We start from the raw sequence: 19,203 nt of genomic DNA, 5'->3' as shown, positions 1-19,203 counted from the left end.
GTCGTCGAGGGCCTATGGGCGTGGGGAATTATTGCACCCCGGTGTTCCAAATGCGATCAATTATAATTCGCTCAGTTCGCGGGGGCCGATTTCCGGCGCCGGGGCGCAATCATGGGAACGGCATGGATTCGACGGCAGGGCAGGGCGCGATGCGCATTCGGTTTTCTTCGCTGACAGTGCTGGCGGTTGTGGTGGCCACGCTGATCGCGGCGCCGGTGCTGTCGGTGTTCTCCAACGTGCTCGCCGGCGACACCGGGGCGACCTGGTCGCACCTGGCCGACACGGTGCTCGGCGAGTTCGTGTTCAACACCGTGGTGCTATGCATCGGCGTCGGCCTGGGGGTGTCGTCGATCGGCGTGACCTCGGCCTGGCTGACGACGATGCTGGACTTTCCCGGGCGGCGCTTCCTGGAGTGGGCGCTGGTGCTGCCGCTGGCGATGCCGGCCTATGTGATGGCCTACGTGTATACCGATTTTCTCCAGTTCGTCGGCCCGGTGCAGGGCTGGCTGCGCGAGACCTTCGGATGGGGGCGCGGCGACTACTGGTTCCCCGACGTGCGCACCGTCGGCGGCGCGGTGGCGATGTTCATGTTCGTGCTCTACCCGTATGTCTACATGATCGCGCGCACCGCCTTCCTGGAGCGTGCGGGCGGGATGCTCGAGGCCGGGCGCACGCTCGGGCTGGGTCCGTGGGGCTCGTTCTTCCGCGTCTCCCTGCCGCTGGCGCGCCCGGCGGTGGTGGCCGGCACCGCGCTGGCGCTGATGGAGACGCTGGCCGACTTCGGCACCGTGTCCTACTTCGGCGTGCAGACCTTCACCACCGGCATCTATCGCGCCTGGTTCTCGCTCGGCGACCGCATCGCCGCCGCGCAGCTGTCGGCCGCGCTGCTCGCCTTCGTGGTCCTGGTGCTGACCCTGGAGCGCATGTCGCGCGGGCGGGCGCGCTTCAACAACACCTCGCGCCAGGTGGCGATGCCGGTGCGGCTGCGCCTGCCGCTGGCGCTCGGTGTGCTCGCCGCGTTCGCCTGCTTCATGCCGCTGCTGCTCGGCTTCCTGCTGCCGGCGGCGCTGCTGCTGCGCATGGCCTTCCTTGAGGGCGATGCCCAGTTCGGCGCGCGCTTCGTCGAGCTGGCGCACAACAGCTTCGTGCTCGCGGCGATCACCGCGGTGGTGGCGGTGCTGCTCGCAGTGCTGCTCGCCTACGCCGCACGCTTGGCGCGCTCGCGCCTGCCGCAGGTGCTCAACCGCATCGTCGGACTGGGCTACGCGGTGCCCGGCTCGGTGATCGCGGTGGGCGTGCTGATCCCGCTGACCCGGGTGGATCGCTGGCTGGCCCAGGGCTGGGAGGCGTTGTGGGGGACGAACCCCGGGCTGCTGCTCACCGGCGGCATCGCCGCGCTGATCTACGCGTACCTGGCGCGCTTCCTCGCAGTGGCGCTGCAGACGGTCGAGTCCAGCCTGGGCAAGATCACCCCCAACATGGACGACGCCTCGCGCAGCCTGGGCTTCGGCAAGTGGGCGACGCTGAGGCGGGTGCACATGCCGATGCTGCGCGGTAGCCTGCTCACCGCCGGCCTGCTGGTGTTCGTCGATGTCATGAAGGAGCTGCCCGCCACGCTGGTGATCCGACCCTTCAACTTCGACACCCTCGCCACCCAGGCGCACACGCTTGCGGCCGACGAGCGCCTGGCCGAAGCCTCGACCGCGGCGCTGATCATCGTGGCGGTGGGCTTGCTGCCGATGTTCTGGATTTCGCGCCAGATCCTGCGCGTGCGCCGCCGGGAGGGCTGAGCGAGGTGCCTGCCGACGCGAAATAATGCACGCGGGGTGCGCTGCCGCGGCGGCGGTCGCGGGTCGATCATGCATAATTACGCGATGTCCCCGCGTCCTTCAATCTTCGTCCCGTGCAGCGCTCGGCAAGCTGCCCGGGTCGTCCATACCATGCCTTCCGGCTGGGGGGGCAAACCACGCTCCTGCGGTGTGCCCGAGGCGCGTTGATCTTGGCGACCTCGGTGCTGCACCGCTTCCGTCGTCCGCTGCAGGCCACCGGCCTGCTCGGGGTGCTCTTCGTCCTCAGCGTCTTCATGCCGCCGGTGCGCCTGTTCGCCGATGCGCGCGATTACCTGCCGCTGCATTCAGGGCTGGAGATCTTCTCGCTCGTGGTCGCCGGGATGGTGTTCGCGCTTGGCTGGAACCTGCGCCGCAGCGCGCGCGGGGCACGGCTGGTCTGGCTCGGCGCAGCCTGCCTCGCGGTGGGGCTGCTCGATTTCGCCCACCTGATGTCCTTTCCGGGCATGCCGCCCTTCTTCACGCCCAACAGCGCGGACAAGGCGATCGCCTTCTGGCTGATGGCGCGTCTGCTCGGTGTGCTGGGTCTGCTCGCCCATGCCGTGCTGCCGGAGCGCGATGGCGGCGGATCCGCCGCGGCCTGGGCCGTCCTCGCTGCGATCGGCGTCGCCTTCGGCTGGAGCTGGCTCGTCCTTGCGCACCCGCAGGTCTTGCCGGCGACCTTCATCGAGGGGCAGGGCGTAACCCCGTTAAAGAGCGTGCTGGAGGGTGGGCTCGTGCTGCTGCACCTTGCTGCCGCGATCTTGCTCGCGCGCCGCGCGCTGGCGGACGGCGAATCCGCCGCTGGCTGGCTGGCCGCCGCCGCGGCGACGATGGCGCTGGCCGAGCTGCATTTCGCGCGTTATGCCGCGGTCGCCGACCTTTACAACGTGCTCGGGCACGCCTACAAGGTGGCGGCGTTCGCGATGATCTATCGCGCGGTGTTCGTGTCCGGCGTGCGTGCGCCGCAGCGGACGCTGGCGGCCGAGCGGGCGCTGCTGCGCGGGCTGATCGATTCGGTGCCCGACCTGATCGCCTTCCGCGATCGGGAAGGCCGTTACCTGGGCTGCAACAAGGCCTTCGCCGAGGCCTACGGGATCCGCGAGGCGGCCCTGGTCGGGCGCAGCGACGGCGAGGTGTTCGCGGGGCGGCTGCCGCTCGCCGGGGCCGGCCAGGACACCGTGAGCTGCGCAGAGAACCACGAGGAGTGGCTGGAGGCGGCGGACGGAACGCTACGTCTGCTCGACACCTTGCGCACCCCCTATTTCGACCTCGACGGCGTGCAGCTCGGCGAGATCCGCGTCAGCCGGGACTTCACCGAACGGCGCCGGGTGCGCGAGCAGATCGCCGAGCGCGAACGCCGCCTGATGCTCGCACTCGAAGGTGCCGAGCTCGGTTTTTGGGACTGGGACGTGCCGAGCGGGCGAGCGAATTTCAGCCCGATGTGGTGCAGGATGCTCGGCTATGCAGCGGAGGAGCTGCCGGCGAATGTATCGAGCTGGGAGTCCCTGGTGCATCCGGACGACTGGTACGACATCCGCGACTCGCTCGAGCCGCACCTGCGCGGCATCAAGGATGCCTATCGCGCGGAATACCGCCTCAAGCACAAGAGCGGGCACTGGGTCTGGGTGCTCGCGGCGGGCCGCGTACTCGATCGCGGCGCGGGCGGGGAGGCGCTGCGCATGGTCGGCATCCACCAGGACATCTCGCAGCGCAAGGCGATGGAGGAGAGCCTGCTGCAGCTGGCCACCAGCGATCCGCTCACCGGGCTATGGAATCGCCGCCACTTCGTCGAGGTCGTGCGCGGCGAACTCGGACGCGTGCGCCGCAACCAGGCGCCGGCAGCGCTGCTGCTGATGGATCTCGACTTCTTCAAGCGCATCAACGACACCCACGGCCATGCCGCGGGTGACGAGGTGCTGCGCCATTTCACCGCGACGGTGAGCGCGCAGTTGCGCGAGGCCGACGTGTTCGCACGCCTGGGCGGGGAGGAGTTCGCGGTCCTGCTTCCCAGCATCGACGCGCTCGGCGCGGTGCGGGCGGCGGACCGGCTGCGCAGGGTGGTGGCGGATTCGCCGGCCAGCGTCGACTCGGGGGCGCTGCACTATTCGGTCAGCATCGGCGCGACCATGCTGGACGCGGCCGACGAGGGCTACGAGGCCGCCTATGCGCGCGCCGACGAGGCCTTGTACGCGGCCAAGCACGCCGGGCGTAACCGCGTCGTGCTGGCGCCGGCGAGTGCCGGTGCGCCCTGCGGCGAGCCCGTCAGCGAGGGGGCCGCCGCAGGGGCTGCGGATCAGCGGTAGCCGGCGCGGTCGAAGATGCGCTGGGCCTCGGCCACCGTGTCGGCGAGCTCGCCGATCGGCAGGGTGTCGGCCTTGAACTCGCCGAGCTTCTTCAGCGCGGGGTTGTCCACCTTCACGCTCGGCACCGCCGGCCATTCGTTGTTGCCGTTGGCGAAGTATTCCTGCGCCTGGTCCGAGGCGAGATACTCGAGGAACTTGACCGCGGCCTCCTTGTTCGGCGCGTGCTCGAGCATGCCGGCGCCGGACACGTTGATGTGGGTGCCCCAGGTCGCCTGGTTCGGCCACACCGCCTTGATCTTCGCGACCACGGCCTGGTCTTCGCGCTTGTCCGAGTTCATCAGGCGGGCGAGGTAGTAGCTGTTGGCGATGGCCACGCCGCACTCGCCCGCGGCCACGGCGCGGATCTGGTCGGTGTCGCCGCCCTTGGGCGCGCGTGCGAAGTTGGCGACGATGCCCCGGGCCCAGTTCTCGGTTGCTTCCGCGCCGTTGTGCTTGATCATGGCGGCGCCGAGCGAGAGGTTGTAGGGGTGGCTGCCCGAGCGGGTGCACACCTGGCCCTTGAGCGCGGGGTCGGCGAGCTGCTCGTAGGTCTGCACCTGCTCGGCCTTGACCATGTCCGGGTTGTAGACGATCACGCGTGCGCGGGTCGAGTAGGAAAACCAGTTCGGTGCGCGCAGGTGGGCGGGGATGCGGGCCTCGAGCGCGGCGGACTTCACCGGCCGGAAGATGCCGAGTTCGTCGGCCTTCGCCAGGCGCGAGGCATCGACGGTGACGAAGATGTCGGCCGGACTGTTGGCGCCCTCGTTGCGGATGCGCTCGAGCAGTTCGTCTTCCTTCGCCTCGATGCGGTTGATCTTGATCCCGGTCTGCTTGGTGAAATTGCCGTAGAGCTCTTCGTCTGTCTGGTAGTGGCGGGCGGAGTAGACGTTCAGCTCGGCGGCGGTGACGGTGCCGGTGAGACCGAAGGCGGCGATGATCGAGGCGATGAGGACTTTCTTGCTCATGGTGTGCGAACCTTGGTGTGTTTGCGGTGCGACGATACTAACGATAAAGGTTCGCAGTTGCAAATGGATCGCATTCACTTCATTATTGTTGAGAAATGTTCTCAACAAGGAGATTCCATGAATGCGCTGCTCGTCGGTGCCGACCGCCTCGGCAACATCCCGGATGTTCTGCACAACTTCGGCATTCGCATCGCCGCCCACGTCAGCGGCCGCGACACGACGCACCAGCGCCGCAGCACGCCCTTGCCGAGCGGGATCGGGCTGGTGATCCTGTTCACCGATTTTCTCGGCCACAACGTCATGCAGCGCTTCCGTGAGGCCGCAGGCAAGCAGGGCGTGCAGGTGGTGTGCTGCCGGCGCTCCACCTGCGCGCTGCAGCAGGCGCTCGATCGGCAGATGGGTTCGCGCTGCGACGAATGCCCGCGGCGCTGCGAGAAGGCATCCGGTGGGCGCCGGCGGGCGTCATCTGCCTGCTGAAAAAGCAAGAGGCCCCGGCATGCGGGGCCTCTTCCTCGGCGTGTTCCTCGCCGGCGCTCAGTGCGTGCGCATCACCTGGGCGCTGAGACCGAGCGATTCCTCATCGACCAGCCGGCGGGCGCCGTTGAAGCGTTTGGCCCAGTACGTCGCGGAGATGTTCTCGACGCGAACCTTGCCGCCGCTCGAGGGGGCATGCACGAACTTGCCGTCGCCGAGATAGATGCCGACGTGCGAGAAGGTGCGTCGCATGGTGTTGAAGAACACCAGGTCGCCCGGCTTGAGGTCCTGCTTGCCGATCTTGTCGCCCAGGCTCGCCATCTCGCTCGCGCTCCGCGGTAGGTCGAGCCCGACGGCATTACGGAACACGTTGAGCACGAGTCCGCTGCAATCGAAGCCGGTCGCCGGCGAAGTGCCTCCGAAGCGATAGCGGATACCCAGGTAGGAGAGCGCCTCGTCGACCAGTTGTTCGGCGGCCGTGGTGTACTCCTCGAACGCCGAAGACGCCTGGAAGGCGTGCTCGCGCTGCGCCGGGGCCGGCTCCGCGCCTTGGGCGGGAAGGGCGAGCGCGAAGGAGGCGAGCAGGGCAGGTAGGGATGTCCGGAAAAACATTCGAGGAAATATACGCATCGAGCTATCCGGTGTAAAGGGAAATCTGCGCCTGTCGGACGCATTCGTCCCGGTTCTTGTCGGCCTGCTTTCAGACCTTGATCTTTTGCCGGTAGGCCTGGGCGTGCTCGGCAAGCGCGCGCGGACTGGTGACCGCGAGCGAGAGTGCGCGCGACTGCGCCGCGAGGAAGAGTTGCGCGATCGCCCAGGCGTCGCCGAGCGCGTGGTGGCGCTGGAAGGTCTCGATCTCGAAGGCGGCCATCCAGTCGGCGAGCCGACCGGGGCGTTCCAGCCGCTCGGGAAACAGCGAGGGCAGCAGGAAATAGAGGTCGATCCAGAGGAACTCCGGCGTGAAGCCGAGCATTCTCGAGAACGCGCGCTCGAGCATCGTGCGGTTGAAGGTGGCGTTGAACACGACAAGCGGGCTGTTGCGGGCGAAGCCGAGCAGCCCGGCGAGCGCATCGCCGGGCAAGGGCTCGAGCTGCGCGTGATAGGCGTCCTGCGGGTGCAGCAGGCCGCCGTCGACGGCGATGGCGCCGACCGCGAGCAGGCGGTCGCGTTCGAGGTCGAGGCCGGTGGCCTCGGTGTTGAGCACCACGTAGCGCGACTCGAAATGAGGCTGTTCGTGCGCGGACTCGGCGAGCGCATGCCAAGCCTCGAGCGCGCGCTCGGCCTCGGCGCTCAGCGGCGGCTGGTTGCCGCGGGCGTTCTTCAGGCGAGAGAGCCAGCTCATAGTTGGTAATCGAGTTTAAGCCGCAGCTGGAGCTTGCGCGCCTGGCGGAAGGCTTCCTTGAGGATGCGGCGGTCGAGTTCGTTGAGCGATTCGGGGTCGATGCGGTTGTCCTCGGCGGAGTCGTGCTCGGTCTCGAGGTGCTGCGAACGCAGGCGCAGCAACTGAATGAAGTTGAAGCCGTCGATGATGGCCGAGACTTCCTCCGGACTCATGCCGCCGATCTTGGTGCTGCCCTGGCGCAGGCGCTGCACCGTGCTGCTCGACTCCACGCCGGTGCGCAGGGCGAGGATGCGGGCCACATCGACGAACAGGCGGGCGCCGGATTTCTTCATGTCGATGGTGCCGTCTTCATCCACCACGAAGTCGCGGATGCGCCCGAGCGGGGGCATGACCTTGAGGGCGTTGGCGGCCATCATGCGCAGGAAGGCGCTGTTGCCCTTGGCACCCTTGTTGAGCGCGCTGCGCAGCTGGTCGCCGAAGCGTTCGTTGCCGTAGAGCACGCGGAAGTCGAAGAAGATCGAGGCGTTGAGCAGGGCCTGCGGGTCGGGCTCGCGGATCCAGTCGCCGAAGCGCGACTTCCACTCGTCGAGGGTCAGGCAGAGCTCGGGGTTGCTCGCCATGATGTTGCCTTTGCACAGCGGGAAGCCGCAGGCCGCGAGGTCTTCGTTGACCGTGCGCGCGAACTCGACCAGGCGGGCGCGCGTGTCCTTGAGTTGCTTCGGCTCGGCGCAGCGGAAGATGATCCCGTTGTCCTGGTCGGTGGACAGGGTCTGCTCGTGGCGGCCCTCGGAGCCGAAGGCGAGCCAGGCGAAGTCGATCCCCACCAGCTCGTGGCGTTCACGCGCCAGGATGATGATGCGGCGCGTCAGCGCGTCGTTGAGCGCCGAGATGAACTGCGTGAGCTGCTCGGCGCCGATGCCCTGGGCGATCAGGTTCAGCGCCAGCTGACGGATGTCCTTGCTCGCACGCTGCAGGGCCTCGATGTCGGCGGCGTTGTCGATGCCGGCGCGGATCTGGCGCAGGCTGATGCGCTGCAGCGAGAACAGATCGCGCTCGGAGACCACGCCCAGCAGCACGCTGTCGGAGTCGACCACGAGCAGGTGGCGCACGCCGTGGGTGGCCATCTCCAGGGCCGCGTCGTAGGCCGAGGCGCTCGCCGGCAGCTGGTGCGGATTGGCGGTCATCAGCTCGCCGATCGGGCGCGCGAGGTCGAAGCCGGCGAGGATCACGCGCGGCAGCAGGTCGCTCTGGGTCAGGATGCCGACCGGGCGGCGTTCCGCGTCCACCACCACCATGCAGCCGAGATGCAGCTCGGACATGCGCTCGAGCGCGCTGCGCGTCGGCGTATCGGGGGTGACGAAGACCGCCTCCTTCTCGATCAACTTGCCGAGCGCCGTGGTCATGGTCTGCTGCTCGGCGGCGCGCTGGGCGAACGTGCTCTGCAGCTGCTGGCGCGACTGGCTGAGCAGGCTGGCGATGTACTGCGTGCAGAAGAGGTGGAACACCGGGCTGATCTGCATCAGATGCAGGAAGTCGTCGGCGCTGATCTGGAAGCAGAAGCTGTCCTCGACCGCCACGTAGGCGTTGGTCGAGGGGCGGCGCGCGGAGATGGCGCCGATCGGGAAGCACTCGCCCGGCCCGAGGGTGAGGCTGGTGTACTCGGTGACCGTGGTCTGGCCGGTCTGCCGGGCCTGGATCTTGCCGCGCTGGACGATGTAGAAGTGCGACGGCACACCCGATTCGGGCGTCAGGATCTCGCTGCCACGGGCATGGAAGGCGAGCACCGCGCGCTCGGCGAGAAAGGTGAGCGCCCCCGGCTCCATGCGGTTGAAGGGGGAGAAGTTGCGCAGGAAATCCATGCTGGCTCCCACCAGCAGGTCGGCGGCGTCGTTGCTCATGGGCGGACCGGGATCGAAGCAATCACACATTATAGGCGCGCGCATCGCGGGAGCGGCGAGCCGCGACGGCTGCGTCAGAGCACCTCGGCGGCGTGGTCGGCGAGGCGGGAGCGTTCGCCGCGCTGCAGGGTGATGTGGCCGGAGTGGGCCCAGCCCTTGAAGCGGTCGACCACGAAGGTGAGGCCCGAAGAACCCTCGGTGAGGTAGGGCGTGTCGATCTGCGCGATGTTGCCCATGCAGACCACCTTGGTGCCGGGGCCGGCGCGCGTGATCAGGGTCTTCATCTGCTTGGGCGTGAGGTTCTGCGCCTCGTCGATGATGAGGAACTTGTTGAGGAAAGTGCGGCCGCGCATGAAGTTCAGGCTCTTGATCTTGATGCGGCTGCGGATGAGGTCGCGGGTGGCCGCGCGACCCCAGTCGCCGCCCTCGCCGGCGGTGCCGTTGAGCACGTCGAGGTTGTCCTCGAGCGCGCCCATCCAGGGTGCCATCTTTTCTTCCTCGGTGCCGGGCAGGAAGCCGATGTCCTCGCCCACCGGAACGGTGACGCGGGTCATGATGATCTCGCTGTAGCGCTTCGACTCCAGCACCTGGGTGAGCCCGGCGGCGAGCGTCAGCAGGGTCTTGCCGGTGCCGGCCTGGCCGAGCAGGGTGACGAAGTCGATCTCGGGGTTCATCAGCAGGTTGAGCGCGAAGTTCTGCTCGCGGTTGCGCGCGGTGATGCCCCAGACGTTGTTCTTGTGGTGGCTGTAGTCGGTGAGGGTCTCGATGAGGGCGCTGCGGCCTTCCTTTTCCTTCACCCAGGCCTGCAGCGGGTTGTCGCCGTCCTGATAGACGAACTCGTTGACCAGCATCTCGGCGGCGAGCGGCCCGCTGACGCGGTAGTAGCTGCGGCCTTCTTCCTTCCACGACTGCATGCCGCGCGCGTGGCTGTCCCAGAAGTCGGCGGGCAGCTCGCAGGTGCCGGTGTACAGCAGGTCGCTGTCCTCGAGCACCTTGTCGTTGAAGTAGTCCTGCGCGGCGAGCCCGAGCGCACGGGCCTTGATGCGCATGTTGATGTCCTTCGACACCAGGATGACCTCGCGCCCGGGGTGCTTCTCCACCAGGAACATCACCACCGCGAGGATCTGGTTGTCGCCGCGCGCGGTCGGCAAGGCCGGCGGCAGCTTGATGTCGATCGCCTCGGTCTGCAGGTGCAGGCGTCCGGTGGCCTGGCCGCGCGAGGGGCCCTCGAGCGCGATGCCCGCGGCAATGCCGTCTTCCGAGGCGCATACGATCTCGTCGAGCATGCGGCTGGCCTGGCGGGCGTTGCGTGCCACCTCGCTGGTGCCCTTCTTGTTGTTGTCGAGTTCCTCCAGCGTCATGATCGGCACGTAGAGGTCGTGCTCCTCGAAGCGGTACAGGCTGGTCGGGTCGTGCATCAGCACGTTGGTGTCGAGCACGAAGAGCTTGCACGCTGCCGGGGCCTTGCGGGTACGGCGGACACGCTTGATGGCAGGCTCGCCCGCGTCCGCGGGGAGGGACGGGGAGGTGGCGGATTTGCGGAGGGCGGACATGACGTGGATCCGGGAGGGCGGCAGGACGGCCGCAGGAAGAGGCGAGGCGGCGCCGGGGCGCCGAGCGTGCGGGACGGCTCGCGGTGCGCGGCCGGCGCCGCAAGGATCAGAGCGCGCGCGCGGCGGCGAGCACTTCCTCGGCGTGGCCGGGCACCTTCACGCCACGCCATTCGCGCGCGATCGCGCCCGCGGCGTCGATGAGGAAGGTGCTGCGCTCGATGCCACGCACCTGCTTGCCGTACATGTTCTTCAGCTTCATGACGCCGAAGGCCTCGCAGGCCTGTTCCTCGGGGTCGGAGACGAGTTCGAAGGGCAGTTCGAGCTTGGCCTTGAAGTTCTCGTGGCTCTTGAGGCTGTCGCGGCTGATGCCGAAGACGGCGCAGTCGGTGGCGGCGAACTCGGCGTGCAGCGCGCCGAAGTCGCGCGTCTCGTTGGTGCAGCCGGGGGTGTTGTCCTTGGGGTAGAAGTAGATCACCACCTTGCGGCCGCGCAGCGCGGAGAGGGTGACGGTGTGGCCGGCGGTGGCGGGCAGGGAAAAGTCGGGGGCGAGGGGGGCGCTCAATCGGGTCTCCTGTTCGTCGGGGCGGCGGGGCTGCGCGCTCGGGGCGAGCGCACCGGCGCACGTGCTTCGTATGCCTCAGGGTAGCCGAAAGCGCCTGCCCGGGTGAAGAGCGTATTGCGGCGGCGTTACCGCCGCGTTGCGCCGCTCAGCGTTCGTGGAGCAGTCCGAGCACGACCGCGCGGCCTTCGGCCACGAGGATGTTGTAGGTGCGGCAGGCGGCGGCGAAGTCCATGAACTCGAAGCCGATGCGCGCCTCGACCAGCCCGCGCAGCAGCGGTGGCTGCGGGAAGCGCTGGCGGCGCCCGGTGCCGACGATGAGGATCTCGGCGCCGAGTTCGGCTGCGCGCGCGAGATCCTCGGCCGTCAGTCCTGCGAGGTCGCCACCGGCCTGCGGGGCCCAATCGCCCACAATCCGCCCGGCGCTGACGAGCACGTTGCCCTCGTGGCGGGTCTTCCCGATCATCACGTGGTCGTCGCCGTAGCCGGTTATCACGTTGGTGTTGGCGTGCTTGTCCTGGTAGAGCTTCATCGTCCGTTCCTGGTCGCGGCATGCGGCGCACGCCGGCGGTTGCCCGCGATGCCCGGGCAAATTGCCGCAGTGCGGGAGCGCGGCTAAGATATCAACCTTTTGGCGTGCGGGAAAACTCCGGCGCGCGTTTCCACCTCTCAGGAAGGAATGGCATGAAAGCGGTGAAGACACTCGAGCTCGCGGCGGCATCCCCCGAACCGGTGATCAAGGCCGAGGCGGGCGCAGCCGCCGCGCCGCGTCCGATCCGCAAGTCCGCCAAGCTCGCCGAGGTCTGCTACGACATCCGCGGCCCGGTGCTGGTGCGCGCCAAGCAGATGGAGGACGAGGGGCACAAGATCATCAAGCTGAACATCGGCAACCTCGCCGCGTTCGGCTTCGATTCGCCCGAAGAGATCCAGATGGACATGATCCGCAACCTGCCCAACGCGGCGGGCTACTCGGACTCCAAGGGCATCTTCTCCGCGCGCAAGGCGGTGATGCACTACACCCAGCAGAAGGGCATCAAGGGTGTCACCATCGAGGATATCTACATCGGCAACGGTGTGTCCGAGCTCATCGTAATGGCGATGAACGCGCTGCTCGACGCCGGCGACGAGGTGCTGGTGCCGGCGCCCGACTACCCGTTGTGGACCGCTGCGGTGAGCCTGTCGGGCGGCAAGCCGGTGCATTACCTGTGCGACGAGTCCAAGGGCTGGCTGCCGGACATCGACGACATGCGCGCGAAGATCAACGCCAACACGCGCGCGATCGTGGTCATCAACCCGAACAATCCGACCGGCGCGGTGTATCCGGACGAGACCCTGAAGCAGATCGTCGCGCTTGCCCGCGAGCATGACCTGATCCTCTACGCCGACGAGGTCTACGACAAGGTGCTCTACGAGGGCGTCAGGCACACCTCGATGGCGGCGCTGTCCGAGGACGTGCTGACGATCATCTTCAACGGTCTGTCGAAGAACTACCGCTCCTGCGGCTACCGCGCGGGCTGGATGGTGGTGTGCGGCGACAAGCGCCGCGCCAACGACTACATCGAGGGCCTCAACATGCTGGCCTCGATGCGCCTGTGCGCCAACGTGCCCGGCCAGTACGCGATCCAGACCGCGCTCGGCGGCTACCAGAGCATCGACGACCTGGTCGCCGAGGGTGGGCGCATGCGTCGCCAGCGCGACCTCGCCTGGGAACTGATCAACCAGATCCCAGGCGTGAGCTGCGTGAAGCCGCAGGCCACGCTGTACATGTTCCCGCGCCTGGATCCCAAGGTCTATCCGATCGAGGACGACCAGGCCTTCATCGCCGAACTGCTCGAAGAGGAGCGTGTGCTGCTGGTGCAGGGCTCCGGCTTCAACTGGCCGCATCCCGACCACTTCCGCCTGGTCTTCCTGCCGCACGAGGACGACCTGCGCGACGCCATCGGCCGCATCGCCCGCTTCCTCGAGAACTACCGCAAGCGTCACGGCACCTGAGCCGCCACCGGAAGGCGGCTGCGCCGCCTGCTCCTCCCTCCTGACACCTCACACCTCACGGACAAAATGAAACCTATCAACGTTGGCCTCCTTGGCATCGGTACCGTCGGTGGCGGCACCTACACCGTCCTCAAACGCAACGCCGAGGAGATCACCCGGCGCGCCGGCCGTCCGATCCGCATCGTCACCGTGGCCGACAAGAACCTCGAGCTCGCGCGCAAGGTGACCGGCGGCGAGGTCAAGCTCACCGACGACGCCTTCTCGGTGGTCACCGATCCGGGCATCGACATCGTCGTCGAGCTGATCGGCGGCTACGGCGTGGCCCGGGAGCTGGTGCTGAAGGCGATCGAGAACGGCAAGCACGTGGTCACCGCCAACAAGGCGCTGCTCGCGGTGCATGGCAACGAGATCTTCGCCGCGGCGCAGAAGAAGGGCGTGATGGTGGCCTTCGAGGCCGCGGTCGCGGGCGGCATCCCGATCATCAAGGCGCTGCGCGAAGGCCTCACCGCCAACCGCATCGAGTGGCTGGCCGGCATCATCAACGGCACCACCAACTTCATCCTGTCCGAGATGCGCGACAAGGGCCTGCCCTTCGCCGAGGTGCTCAAGGAAGCGCAGGCGCTCGGCTACGCCGAGGCCGATCCGACCTTCGACGTCGAGGGGGTCGACGCCGCGCACAAGGCGACGATCATGAGCGCGATCGCCTTCGGCATCCCGATGCAGTTCGACAAGGCCTACATCGAGGGCATCAGCAAGCTCGACTCGGTGGACATCGGCTACGCCGAACAGCTCGGCTATCGCATCAAGCTGCTCGGCATCGCCCGCCGCCGCGAGAACGGCGTCGAGCTGCGCGTGCACCCCACGCTGATTCCGGCGAAGCGCCTCATCGCCAACGTCGAGGGTGCGATGAATGCGGTGCTGGTGCAGGGCGACGCCGTCGGCGCGACGCTCTACTACGGCAAGGGCGCGGGCGCCGAGCCCACCGCTTCGGCGGTGATCGCCGACCTGGTCGACGTCACCCGCCTGCACACCTCCGACCCCGAGCACCGCGTGCCCCACCTGGCCTTCCAGCCCGACCAGGTGCACGACGTTCCGGTGCTGCCGATCGAGGAGGTCGTGACCTCCTACTACCTGCGCATGCGGGTCGAGGACAAGCCGGGCGTGCTCGCCGACATCACCCGCATCCTGGCCGACAGCGGGATCTCGATCGAGGCGCTGATCCAGAAGCAGGCGGCCGAGGGCGAGGCGCACACCGACATCATCATGCTGACCCACCAGACCGCGGAAAAGAACGCCAATGCCGCCATCGTGCGCATCGAGGCGCTGCCCGTAGTGCAGGGCAAGGTCGTGAAGCTGCGTATGGAAGCTCTCTGAGCGCAGTTTCGAGTCGTGATCGAAGACGAGGCCGTGCCCCCGGGTGCGGCCTCTTGCGTTCACGTCATCCCGGGTCGCCATTGCTGCGACCTGGAAGGCAGGGAGGATTGGGGGACATGAAGAGCAAGGTGGATGAGGTCTTCGTCGGCAAGGTGCGCCTGCTGTCGATCGAGGGCGAGCGCAGCGGCATCGTCAAGTCGCCGGCCGCGGGCCCGGTCATGCTGACGCCGACCGGGCTGGAGGGCGACGAGCAGGCCGACCTGCGCCACCACGGCGGCCTGGAGAAGGCGCTGCACCACTATCCGGTCGAGCACTACGCGGTGCTGGCCGCCGAGTGGCCACAGTGCGCAGCCGCGCTGGGTGCGGGTTTCCTCGGCGAGAACATCAGCACGCACGGGCTGGACGAGCACGTGCTGTGCATCGGCGACGTGCTGCGCATCGGCGCGGCGCGCGTGCAGGTGAGCCAGACGCGCTCGCCGTGCTGGAAGATCGACCTGCGTCTGCAGGTCGAGGGCGCCTCGCGTTTCGTCGAGGCGGCGGGGATCACCGGCTGGTACTACCGCGTGCTGCAGCCGGGCAGGATCGCCGCGGGCGACACGATCGAGCTGCTCGAGCGTCCCAATCCCTGGCTCACGCTTGCCGACTACTGGGACACGGTGAGCGCGCACCGGCCCGATGCCGGGCTGCTCGCACGCATCGCCGGCGCGCCCGGGCTCGCCGGCGACAAGGCGACGCGCTGGCGCGAGCGTGCGGCGTGGCTGCGCGCGCAGGGGGGGTGAGGAGGTGGACGGCGAGGTGGGAGGGCGCGTGGGCGGTGGCGGGAGCTCCGGGCATGCGCGACACCACAGGCGTTTGCGCCTAGACTGAAGCACGGCGGCGCGCGCGAGGCGCATGCCGCGATTCCCAACCCTTGCCTGCAGGACGCCTTCGCATGGCCTTCAAGCTCGCCGTCTTCACCGCCATCGTGGTTGCGATCGCCGTGCTCGGCGTCCGTGGCTATGTGGCGTCGGTGCGCGGCTTCGAGGCTGCGCGGGCGTTGCGCGGGGAGGATCGGTCCGCGGATCCGGACGCGGACTGAACAGCCATCCGGCGCTGGCCGGCACCGCAGAGGAGGACAAGATGTCCGATCGCGTCTACAAGCTCGTCGAAATCGTCGGCACCTCGCACGAGAGCACCGATGCCGCCATCCGCAATGCGATCGAGACCGCTGCGCGCACAATCCGCCACATCGACTGGTTCGAGGTGATGGAGACGCGCGGCCACGTGGTCGACGGCAAGGTCGCGCACTTCCAGGTCACGCTGAAGCTGGGCTTCCGGCTCGAGAGCGAGTGAGGCGAGTCGCGCCGCCGCGCCAGCTTGGCGTGCGGCGGTGCGGCCCGATACCCGCGCTCAGACCGCGGTGGCGCCGGTGATCTCGTGCAGGCGGGACAGCGTCGCACCGTCCAGGCGCAGTGCCTGGGCGAGCTGGCGCAGGTAGGCCGCCTCGGCCGGGGTGTCGAGTTCGATCGCGAGCAGCGAGGCGGCATAGACCTCGACCGCCACCATCTCGTTGGGCACCTCGGCGACGAGCGCGGCGAGGTCGAGCGGGCGACGCAGTTCGGCGATCATGAACTGCTTCTCCTCCTCGCTCAGGCCGTCGGCGCCGATGCGGCCGACGATGCGCTGGATCTCGTCCTCGCTCACTTCGCCGTCGGCCTTGGCCGCCGAGATCATCGCGCGCACGATCAGCTCCGCGGTCGCGGGCTCGGTCATGGTTTCGAGTTCGGGGGCGGCGAAGCCCGCCGTGTCGGGTGCCATCGCGGCCTGCGCGCGGCGGCCGTCGGTCCAGTTCTTCAGCGCCGCCATCGCGATGGTGGCGAGGATGGCCATGCCGGCGTTGCCGCCGCCGCTGCGCGTGCCCGTGCCGCCCCCGGCGCTGCCTCCGAGCAGGCCGCCGAGCAGATCGCCCAAGCCGCCTCCGCTCGTGCTGCGGCCGCCACCGAGCGCGCCGCCGAAGATCTCGCCCAGGCCTCCCATCCCGCCCGCCGCGGAGCCGCCACGGCCGCCGCCCAGCACGCCACCCAGCAGATCGCCCAGGCCGCCGCCCGCGCTGCCAGCTGTGCCGCCCGCCGCCTGTCCGCCGAGAATGCCTCTGAGCACGTCTCCGATACCGCCCGCGCCCATGGCGTGGTCGAGGCGCGAACGGCCCTGCTGGCCCATGCCTTGCTGAAGGATCTGGCCGAGGATGTTTCCGAGGTTCATGGCGGACTCCCGTTCATGATGTGAAGGTCCGATTGTATCGGTGTGCGGGCCGCGGGCGTGCGGCATATTCGGGCGTCCTGCACATCGCGGGCGCGTGCGGAGCTGCGGCGCGCGACGTCGTTCCCGCGTTCGGCGTCCGGGCTCCTCGCCGGGGTTGGGGTGTGCCGGCAAGCCGAATTCGTCCGCCGAATTCGTTAGAATCGAGCCTTTGCGCCGGACGGCGCGCGCCGACCACGTCACCCTGAAGGACTGCCCACGTGAAGTATCTCTCCACCCGCGGCCACGCCGGCCAGCCCGCCAACCCGGAGTTCTGCGACATCCTGCTCGGCGGCCTCGCCCCCGACGGCGGCCTCTACCTGCCCGAGACCTATCCGCAGGTGACGCGCGCCGAGCTCGACGCCTGGCGCGGCCTGTCCTACGCAGAGCTGGCGTTCGCGATCCTGTCGAAGTTCATCACCGACATCCCCGCCGTCGACCTGAAGGCGATCTGCGCCAAGACCTACACCGCCGAGGTCTATCGCCACGTGCGCGCGGGCGGCGACGCGCGCGACATCACTCCGGTGCACTGGCTGGAGAAGGATGCCGACGGCCGCGGCCGCCTCGGCCTGCTCGAGCTGTCCAATGGCCCGACGCTGGCCTTCAAGGACATGGCCATGCAGCTGCTCGGCAACCTCTTCGAATACGTGCTCGCGAAGCGTGGCGAGACCATCAACATCCTCGGTGCCACCTCGGGCGATACCGGCTCGGCGGCCGAGTACGCGATGCGCGGCAAGCACGGCGTGCGTGTGTTCATGCTGTCGCCGCACGGCAAGATGAGCGCCTTCCAGCGCGCGCAGATGTATTCGCTGCAGGACGACAACATCTTCAACATCGCCGTCACCGGCATGTTCGACGATGCCCAGGACATCGTGAAGGCGGTCTCCAACGATCACGCCTTCAAGGCCAGGCACAAGATCGGTGCAGTGAATTCGATCAACTGGGCGCGGGTCGCGGCGCAGATCGTGTATTACTTCAAGGGCTACTTCGCGGCCACGACGAGCAACGACGAGCAGGTCGCCTTCTGCGTGCCCTCGGGCAACTTCGGCAACATCTGCGCCGGCCACATCGCCCGCCAGATGGGCCTGCCGGTGGCGAAGCTGATCCTCGCCACCAACGAGAACGACGTGCTCGACGAGTTCTTCCGCAGCGGCGTGTATCGCCCGCGCAAGGCGGCCGAGACGCACGTGACCTCCAGCCCGTCGATGGACATCTCCAAGGCCTCGAACTTCGAGCGCTTCGTCTTCGACCTGGTCGGCCGCGACCCGAGCAAGGTGGCCGCGCTGTGGGCCGAGGTCGACGCCGGGCGCGCCTTCGACCTGTCCGGCACGGACGAATTCGCCCGCATCGGCGCGTTCGGCTTCGTGTCTGGCGCGAGCAGCCATGCCGATCGCCTGGCGACCATCCGCAAGGTGTACGAGCGCTACGGCGTGATGATCGACACCCACACCGCCGACGGCGTCAAGGTGGCCTGGGAGCGCGCCGCCGACGTACCTGCGGGCGTGCCGGTGCTGGTGCTGGAGACCGCGCTGCCGGTGAAATTCGCCGAGACCATCGTCGAGGCCCTTGGGCGCGAGCCGGAGCGTCCCGCAGACCTCGAAGGCATCGAGAAGCTGCCGCAGCGCGTCGAGGTGATGGCGCCCGACGCCGACGCGATCAAGCGCTTCATCGCCCAGCGCACCTGATCGCCGGGTCCCCGTCGGCGAGCGGGCCGGCGGGGACGCCGGGACGTAAACGAAGAAAAGCCCGCGAGCGATTCGCGGGCTTTTCTTCGTCGGACGCCGCCGTCGTCGGCGGGGCCGTAATCTGGTGCCTTGGGCGAGACTCGAACTCGCACGGCTTTCGCCACTACCCCCTCAAGATAGCGTGTCTACCAATTTCACCACCAAGGCTTCGCTGCTGCGGTGTTCTGCGCCGTGGCGCCGGCCGCATCGAGCAAGGGCGCGGATCATAGCCGTGAAGCCGGGTGGGGGTCAACACCTGCCGTGTCTGATGCGAGCGCCGAGCGCGGGCGTCGTTGCGGCGACGGAAGACGGCGCTGCGGATCAGGTGCCGATGGCTTGCGGGTGGGGCTGGAAGCCGAGGCGCCCGGGGATTGCCGCACGCGCGCAGAAGGCCACGTCGACCTCGCGCCAGCGCAGTGTCGGGCCGGACTGCCCGTCGATCAGTGCGAGCAGGTCCTCGTCGCCGGCGGGCGTGCCCTCGAGCTGGCGCAGCTCGGCGGCGAAAAGCGCGAGGTCGCGGTCGTCGATCATCGCCGGACCCAGGTCGGTGGCGAGGAAGGCGCAACCGTCCGCGTCGACCAGCACCGGTCCGGTCGTGGTCGCCTCGCGTCCGGTGTGGGCGACCAGGCGGCCGTCGGGATGCAGGCGCAGGATCAGCGGTGCCGCAGCGAGTTCCACGTAGACGCGCTGCGGGCCGTTATCGACCCCCCAGTTGCCGTGCGCGTCGCCGGTGTAGTGGGCGTCTAGGAAGGCGAGCAGTCCGGGGTGGGTGATGATCTCGCCGCGCAGCCGCCAGCCGCCGCGGGCGTCGAGCGCGAGCCAGCCGTAGCAGGCCGGCACCATGGGCCAGGCGGGCAGGGCGGGCGGGTCGGAA

General features: G+C 68.5%; 18 protein-coding genes and 1 tRNA gene. 9 read left to right on the top strand and 10 right to left on the bottom strand.

Annotated features, from left to right (window positions below):
- Window positions 1-149: 149 nt before the first annotated feature.
- Together C665_RS07220 and C665_RS07215 are read left to right on the top strand one after the other, a co-directional pair.
- Window positions 150-1,790: an ABC transporter permease gene (locus C665_RS07220; RefSeq protein WP_004304093.1), complete on the top strand. Its 1,641-nt coding sequence runs from the start codon at window positions 150-152 to the stop codon at window positions 1,788-1,790.
- 209 nt (window positions 1,791-1,999) lie between these two features.
- A complete protein-coding gene (locus tag C665_RS07215) occupies window positions 2,000-4,132 on the top strand; it encodes a sensor domain-containing diguanylate cyclase (RefSeq protein ID WP_040828751.1) in 2,133 nt (710 codons plus the stop codon).
- Here the strand turns inward: C665_RS07215 and C665_RS07210 are convergent.
- Window positions 4,123-5,136, bottom strand: a complete 1,014-nt coding sequence (locus C665_RS07210; RefSeq protein WP_004304089.1) for a Fe(3+) ABC transporter substrate-binding protein — start codon at window positions 5,134-5,136, stop codon at window positions 4,123-4,125. The genes C665_RS07215 and C665_RS07210 overlap by 10 nt on opposite strands.
- A gap of 117 nt (window positions 5,137-5,253) precedes the next feature.
- Here C665_RS07210 and C665_RS07205 point away from each other — a divergent pair, with 117 nt between their 5' ends.
- On the top strand, window positions 5,254-5,613 hold the full coding sequence (locus C665_RS07205; RefSeq protein ID WP_004304087.1) for a DUF2325 domain-containing protein: 360 nt from the start codon (window positions 5,254-5,256) through the stop codon (window positions 5,611-5,613).
- A gap of 57 nt (window positions 5,614-5,670) precedes the next feature.
- On the opposite strand, the gene C665_RS07200 is transcribed toward C665_RS07205, so the two are convergent.
- The 6 genes from C665_RS07200 to C665_RS07175 form a co-directional block, all read right to left on the bottom strand.
- Entirely contained in the window at window positions 5,671-6,222 is a 552-nt protein-coding gene (locus C665_RS07200; RefSeq protein WP_004304086.1) for a C40 family peptidase, read from the bottom strand.
- Window positions 6,223-6,310: 88 nt separating this feature from the next.
- Window positions 6,311-6,952 (bottom strand): 3'-5' exonuclease, encoded by a 642-nt coding sequence (locus tag C665_RS07195; protein WP_004304083.1) that lies wholly within the window; start codon window positions 6,950-6,952, stop codon window positions 6,311-6,313.
- Window positions 6,949-8,850: a DUF294 nucleotidyltransferase-like domain-containing protein gene (locus C665_RS07190; protein ID WP_004304081.1), complete on the bottom strand. Its 1,902-nt coding sequence runs from the start codon at window positions 8,848-8,850 to the stop codon at window positions 6,949-6,951. The genes C665_RS07195 and C665_RS07190 overlap by 4 nt, the downstream gene beginning before the upstream one ends.
- 74 nt (window positions 8,851-8,924) lie before the next feature.
- Entirely contained in the window at window positions 8,925-10,403 is a 1,479-nt protein-coding gene (locus tag C665_RS07185) for a PhoH family protein (RefSeq protein ID WP_004304078.1), read from the bottom strand.
- 106 nt (window positions 10,404-10,509) lie between these two features.
- Window positions 10,510-10,965, bottom strand: a complete 456-nt coding sequence (locus C665_RS07180; RefSeq protein ID WP_004304075.1) for a peroxiredoxin — start codon at window positions 10,963-10,965, stop codon at window positions 10,510-10,512.
- Window positions 10,966-11,110: 145 nt separating this feature from the next.
- Window positions 11,111-11,494 (bottom strand): Mth938-like domain-containing protein, encoded by a 384-nt coding sequence (locus tag C665_RS07175; RefSeq protein WP_004304073.1) that lies wholly within the window; start codon window positions 11,492-11,494, stop codon window positions 11,111-11,113.
- 152 nt (window positions 11,495-11,646) lie between these two features.
- On the opposite strand from C665_RS07175, the gene C665_RS07170 reads away from it, so the two are divergent.
- From C665_RS07170 to C665_RS07155, 5 genes are all read left to right on the top strand, one after another.
- Window positions 11,647-12,954 (top strand): pyridoxal phosphate-dependent aminotransferase, encoded by a 1,308-nt coding sequence (locus tag C665_RS07170; RefSeq protein WP_004304070.1) that lies wholly within the window; start codon window positions 11,647-11,649, stop codon window positions 12,952-12,954.
- Between the two features lie 66 nt (window positions 12,955-13,020).
- Complete coding sequence (locus tag C665_RS07165; RefSeq protein ID WP_004304068.1) at window positions 13,021-14,328, top strand: homoserine dehydrogenase; 1,308 nt, start codon at window positions 13,021-13,023, stop codon at window positions 14,326-14,328.
- Between the two features lie 116 nt (window positions 14,329-14,444).
- Window positions 14,445-15,107, top strand: a complete 663-nt coding sequence (locus C665_RS07160) for an MOSC domain-containing protein (RefSeq protein ID WP_004304067.1) — start codon at window positions 14,445-14,447, stop codon at window positions 15,105-15,107.
- 152 nt (window positions 15,108-15,259) lie between these two features.
- Entirely contained in the window at window positions 15,260-15,406 is a 147-nt protein-coding gene (locus C665_RS20870; protein ID WP_004304065.1) for a hypothetical protein, read from the top strand.
- A gap of 41 nt (window positions 15,407-15,447) precedes the next feature.
- Window positions 15,448-15,660, top strand: coding sequence for a dodecin (locus C665_RS07155; RefSeq protein WP_004304063.1), 213 nt, complete (start codon window positions 15,448-15,450; stop codon window positions 15,658-15,660).
- Window positions 15,661-15,717: 57 nt separating this feature from the next.
- On the opposite strand, the gene C665_RS07150 is transcribed toward C665_RS07155, so the two are convergent.
- Window positions 15,718-16,569, bottom strand: a complete 852-nt coding sequence (locus C665_RS07150) for a tellurite resistance TerB family protein (protein WP_004304061.1) — start codon at window positions 16,567-16,569, stop codon at window positions 15,718-15,720.
- Between the two features lie 257 nt (window positions 16,570-16,826).
- Here C665_RS07150 and thrC point away from each other — a divergent pair, with 257 nt between their 5' ends.
- Window positions 16,827-18,290, top strand: a complete 1,464-nt coding sequence (gene thrC / locus C665_RS07145) for a threonine synthase (protein WP_004304059.1) — start codon at window positions 16,827-16,829, stop codon at window positions 18,288-18,290.
- A 122-nt stretch (window positions 18,291-18,412) separates the two neighbouring features.
- Here the strand turns inward: thrC and C665_RS07140 are convergent.
- Window positions 18,413-18,497 (bottom strand) — tRNA-Leu (locus tag C665_RS07140).
- Between the two features lie 153 nt (window positions 18,498-18,650).
- Window positions 18,651-19,203, bottom strand: a 553-nt coding sequence (locus C665_RS07135) for a DUF2946 family protein (protein WP_004304057.1), incomplete at its 5' end; no start/stop codon positions are given.

Source organism: Thauera aminoaromatica S2 (genome assembly GCF_000310185.1).
GTDB classification, from domain to species: domain Bacteria; phylum Pseudomonadota; class Gammaproteobacteria; order Burkholderiales; family Rhodocyclaceae; genus Thauera; species Thauera aminoaromatica.
The sequence above is the reverse complement of the archived record's forward strand: the minus strand, read 5'-3'. Positions and strand labels throughout refer to the sequence as shown.

What these genes read in the sequence shown, in the direction of transcription:
- C665_RS07220 (WP_004304093.1), top strand. Translation starts at nt 150, where the DNA reads ATGCGCATTCGGTTTTCTTCGCTGACAGTGCTGGCGGTTGTGGTGGCC.
- C665_RS07210 (WP_004304089.1), bottom strand. Translation starts at nt 5,136, where the DNA reads ATGAGCAAGAAAGTCCTCATCGCCTCGATCATCGCCGCCTTCGGTCTC.
- C665_RS07205 (WP_004304087.1), top strand. Translation starts at nt 5,254, where the DNA reads ATGAATGCGCTGCTCGTCGGTGCCGACCGCCTCGGCAACATCCCGGAT.
- C665_RS07200 (WP_004304086.1), bottom strand. Translation starts at nt 6,222, where the DNA reads ATGTTTTTCCGGACATCCCTACCTGCCCTGCTCGCCTCCTTCGCGCTC.
- C665_RS07195 (WP_004304083.1), bottom strand. Translation starts at nt 6,952, where the DNA reads ATGAGCTGGCTCTCTCGCCTGAAGAACGCCCGCGGCAACCAGCCGCCG.
- C665_RS07190 (WP_004304081.1), bottom strand. Translation starts at nt 8,850, where the DNA reads ATGAGCAACGACGCCGCCGACCTGCTGGTGGGAGCCAGCATGGATTTC.
- C665_RS07185 (WP_004304078.1), bottom strand. Translation starts at nt 10,403, where the DNA reads ATGTCCGCCCTCCGCAAATCCGCCACCTCCCCGTCCCTCCCCGCGGAC.
- C665_RS07175 (WP_004304073.1), bottom strand. Translation starts at nt 11,494, where the DNA reads ATGAAGCTCTACCAGGACAAGCACGCCAACACCAACGTGATAACCGGC.
- C665_RS07170 (WP_004304070.1), top strand. Translation starts at nt 11,647, where the DNA reads ATGAAAGCGGTGAAGACACTCGAGCTCGCGGCGGCATCCCCCGAACCG.
- C665_RS07165 (WP_004304068.1), top strand. Translation starts at nt 13,021, where the DNA reads ATGAAACCTATCAACGTTGGCCTCCTTGGCATCGGTACCGTCGGTGGC.
- C665_RS07160 (WP_004304067.1), top strand. Translation starts at nt 14,445, where the DNA reads ATGAAGAGCAAGGTGGATGAGGTCTTCGTCGGCAAGGTGCGCCTGCTG.
- C665_RS20870 (WP_004304065.1), top strand. Translation starts at nt 15,260, where the DNA reads ATGGCCTTCAAGCTCGCCGTCTTCACCGCCATCGTGGTTGCGATCGCC.
- C665_RS07155 (WP_004304063.1), top strand. Translation starts at nt 15,448, where the DNA reads ATGTCCGATCGCGTCTACAAGCTCGTCGAAATCGTCGGCACCTCGCAC.
- C665_RS07150 (WP_004304061.1), bottom strand. Translation starts at nt 16,569, where the DNA reads ATGAACCTCGGAAACATCCTCGGCCAGATCCTTCAGCAAGGCATGGGC.